Raw genomic sequence first — 3,898 nt, forward strand, 5'->3', positions numbered from 1 at the left:
GCGTTGATGGTCAATGACGACCAGATGTTCGCGTCATTCCAGCGCTGCGCCGCACTTGGTGCGCTGCCGCTCGTCCACTGCGAGAACGGCGACATCGTGGCCGCCTTGCAGCAGAAATACATGAGCGAGGGCAACACCGGTCCTGAGGCGCATGCCTATTCGCGCCCGCCTGAGGTGGAAGGCGAGGCCACTAACCGCGCCATCATGATCGCCGATGCCGCGGGCGTTCCCGTCTACATCGTGCACACATCAAGCGAGCAGGCGCATGAGGCCATCCGCCGGGCGCGCCAGAAGGGCATGCGTGTTTATGGCGAGCCTCTGATCCAGCACCTGACGCTTGATGAGGGCGAGTACTTCAACAAGAGCTGGGACTATTCCGCACAGCGCGTGATGTCGCCGCCCTTCCGCAACAAGAGCCATCAGGATTCGCTGTGGGCGGGACTGGCCGCGGGGTCCCTGCAGGTGGTGGCGACCGACCATTGCGCCTTCACCACCGCGCAGAAGCGTTTGGGCGTCAACAATTTCCCCAAGATCCCGAACGGTACCGGCGGGCTGGAGGACCGGCTTTCCATGCTGTGGACCAAAGGCGTCGAGACAGGGCGCATCACGCCGAATGAGTTCGTGGCGGTGACATCAACCAACATCGCGCAGATCCTCAATATCTACCCGCAGAAGGGCGCGCTGCTCGCCGGGTCGGACGCGGACATCGTGGTGTGGGACCCTGGCATTTCCAAAACCATTTCCGCGGCCACCCAGAAGTCGATCATCGACTACAATGTCTTCGAGGGTTTCAAGGTGAACGGCCAGGCCCGCTACACCCTCTCGCGCGGCGAGGTGGTCTGGACCTACGGAAAGAACGACCAGGCGCGCCCGGGCCGCGGAAGGTTCGTGCCCCGCAAGACTTTTCCCGCGGTCAACAAGGCGCTGTCGATCTGGAAAGACCTCACCGCACCCCGCGCCGTCACCCGCTCGCCGGAGCATATGCCGATCGGCGTCTAGGCCCTGGCGTTCACGACCGACATCAGGCCGCTTCCCCAGGGAGGCGGCCTTTTCGATTCTCAGAAGGAACGGGGAAGGCCGAGTACATGCTCGGCCATGTAGGACAGGATCAGGTTGGTTGAGATCGGGGCCACCTGGTAAAGCCGCGTCTCGCGGAACTTGCGCTCGACGTCGTAGTCCTCCGCGAAGACGGTTGGAATCTGCTTGGTATGCTCGCCCACGCCACGCCTTGGCCGAAGCGGGGTTTCCGTGTTGGATCAGATTCCGTCTCAATCCTCGCCGCGCTCTGGCTGTTATCTCTCACCAGGTTGTCCATCCGGTTCGGATCGAGGAAGCTGTGGTTGTGGCGCTACAGTCTCGTTAAGGAGGACTGCATGAATAACTTATTTGGAGGCTACATCTATCCTAAGTTGCCTGTTGCTTTCTGCTTGATCAAGTAATGGCGTCTTGACTTACTGACAGTCAGGAAGCAGGGATGCCACGATGCCGGTCAAGAAGGCGCTGATAACGGGAATCACAGGGCAGGATGGATCCTATCTGGCAGAGTTCCTGCTGGAGAAGGGCTACGAGGTGCATGGCATCAAGCGCCGCGCATCTTCGTTCAATACCGCGCGCATTGATCACATCTACGAGGATCCGCACCGCGAGCAGGTTCAACTGCGCCTGCACTATGGTGACCTCACGGACAGTCTGGGCCTTACCCGCATCATCGCCGAGGTGCAGCCGGATGAAATCTACAACCTTGCTGCCCAGTCACATGTGGCCGTGAGTTTCGAAGCCCCGGAATACACGGCCGACGTCAATGGTCTGGGAACGTTGCGTCTGCTCGAAGCCATCCGTTTCCTTGGCATGCAAGGCAAGACACGGTTCTACCAGGCGTCGACATCCGAGCTATACGGCCTCGTTGCGGAGACGCCGCAGCGCGAGACGACGCCCTTCCGTCCGCGTAGCCCCTATGCCGTGTCCAAGCTCTTTTCCTACTGGATTACGGTGAATTATCGCGAGGCTTATGGCCTCTATGCGTGCAATGGCATCCTCTTCAATCACGAGAGCCCGCGAAGGGGCGAGACATTCGTGACGCGGAAGGTTACGCGGGGTCTGGCGAACATCGCCCAGGGGCTCGATCAATGCCTTTATCTCGGAAACATCGATGCGCTGAGAGACTGGGGACATGCGCGCGACTATGTCGCCATGCAATGGCTGATGCTGCAGCAGGAAGCGCCGGAGGACTTCGTGATTGCGACCGGGCGCCAGCATTCCGTGCGGCAGTTCCTCATCTGGGCCGCGGCGGGGCTTGGCATCGCACTGCGCTTCCAGAACTCCGGAATCGATGAGGTGGGAATCGTCGAGGAGGTGTCAGGCGAAGATGCGCCTTGCGTGAAGCCCGGTCAGGTCATCGTTCGCATTGATCCGCGTTATTTCCGTCCCGCGGAGGTCGATTCGCTGGTGGGTGATACATCGAGGGCCAGGGAAAAGCTTGGCTGGAGGCCGGAAACGACGGTGGAAATGATGTGCGCGGAGATGGTGCGCGAAGACCTCTCCGCTGCCCGGCGCCACAATTTGCTCCAGAGCCTTGGTCTCGGAACGCCATTGTCGCGCGGGACGTGACCGTCATGACCCGTTACTTTCTCGCAGGCCACAAGGGCATGGTTGGATCGGCCATGCTGAGGCGCCTCAGGGACCGCGGTGCGGATGTGATCACACGAGATCGAAGCGAACTCGATCTCTGCGATCAGGCTGCGACCCGCGCCTTCATGCAGGCCGAGAGGCCGGATGTGGTGATCCTGGCTGCTGCGAAAGTCGGGGGCATTTTGGCCAACGCCACTCACCCTGCAGATTTCATCTATGACAACCTGATCATCGAAACGAATGTCATTCACGAGGCGTGGCGGTCTGGCGTGCAGCGGCTCCTGTTTCTCGGGTCTTCCTGCATCTACCCCCGACTGGCGCCGCAGCCCATTGCGGAAGAGGCCCTGCTTGCCGGGCCGCTGGAGCCGACGAACGAGCCCTACGCCATCGCAAAAATCGCCGGGCTCAAGCTGTGCGAAGCCTACAATCGCCAGCATGGAACCGACTACCGCTGCGTTATGCCGACCAACCTCTATGGGCCCGGAGACAGTTTCCATCCGAAGGAGTCCCATGTTCTGCCTGCGCTGCTCCGGCGCTTCCATGAGGCTGCGCGCAGTGCCTGCCCTGAAGTGATCGTCTGGGGATCCGGCAGGCCACGGCGGGAATTCCTGCACGTCGACGACATGGCGGAGGCGAGCCTCTTCATTCTGGACGCCGATCGTTCGCATTATGTGTCTCATACGGGCCCCGGGCTCAATCACCTCAATGTTGGCGTTGGTTCGGACGTCAGCATCGCAGAACTTGCCGGTTTGCTGGCGGAGGTGACCGGCTTCAAGGGAAAGATCCTGTTCGATGCAACGAAGCCGGACGGTACTCCACGCAAGCTTCTCGACGTCTCGCGGTTGACTGCCATGGGCTGGACGGCGCGGACTGACCTGCAAACCGGCATCGCCGGCACCTATGATTGGTTCTGCCGCAACCATGCTCATCTCAGGAGTTAGGCGAGCCTGACGCTGGATGGGGTGGCAGACTGTTCGGCTGTTTTCAGCAGGCTCTCTATAGTCTGAGCAAAACGGAATAACTTGTCGCGCCAATGGTCTGCCCGGGCTACCGCACGTATCAACCCTGAATTCAATTCTACATCGCAGATCAAAGGTTGTGAATTGGCAGTCCAGAACGCACAGATCCTCTCGGTTGCGACAGCCGTGCCACCCTTCGTCATCGAACAGCACGAAGCGGCGGAATTTCTGAACGAAACATTCGCGGGGCGTTTTCCGGATTTCGACAGGATTGCCGGCGTCTTCAGGACGGCTGGTATTGAGCGGCGCCG

Annotated in this window: 3 protein-coding genes and 2 pseudogenes; 4 read left to right on the plus strand and 1 reads right to left on the minus strand. The window is 60.4% G+C overall.

Features of this window, described 5'->3' with window-relative positions; genetic code table 11:
* Positions 1-999 (plus strand): amidohydrolase family protein (locus tag ACILRA_RS20815; protein WP_395663964.1); only part of this gene is annotated, 999 nt, incomplete at its 5' end.
* A gap of 59 nt (positions 1,000-1,058) precedes the next feature.
* Here ACILRA_RS20815 and ACILRA_RS20820 read toward each other — a convergent pair.
* Positions 1,059-1,187: pseudogene (locus ACILRA_RS20820) on the minus strand (acyl-CoA dehydrogenase); the annotation flags it as partial.
* A 295-nt stretch (positions 1,188-1,482) separates the two neighbouring features.
* On the opposite strand from ACILRA_RS20820, the gene gmd reads away from it, so the two are divergent.
* The 3 genes and pseudogenes from gmd to ACILRA_RS20835 all read left to right on the plus strand — a co-directional run.
* The gene (gmd, locus tag ACILRA_RS20825) at positions 1,483-2,607 is read left to right on the plus strand and encodes a GDP-mannose 4,6-dehydratase (protein WP_395663965.1); all 1,125 of its coding nucleotides are present in this window, start codon (positions 1,483-1,485) and stop codon (positions 2,605-2,607) included.
* Positions 2,608-2,612: 5 nt separating this feature from the next.
* Positions 2,613-3,569, plus strand: coding sequence for a GDP-L-fucose synthase family protein (locus ACILRA_RS20830; protein WP_395663966.1), 957 nt, complete (start codon positions 2,613-2,615; stop codon positions 3,567-3,569).
* Between the two features lie 81 nt (positions 3,570-3,650).
* Positions 3,651-3,898: pseudogene (locus ACILRA_RS20835) on the plus strand (hypothetical protein); the annotation flags it as partial.

It is taken from the genome of Aestuariivirga sp., from assembly GCF_044239095.1.
Lineage (GTDB): Bacteria > Pseudomonadota > Alphaproteobacteria > Rhizobiales > Aestuariivirgaceae > Aestuariivirga.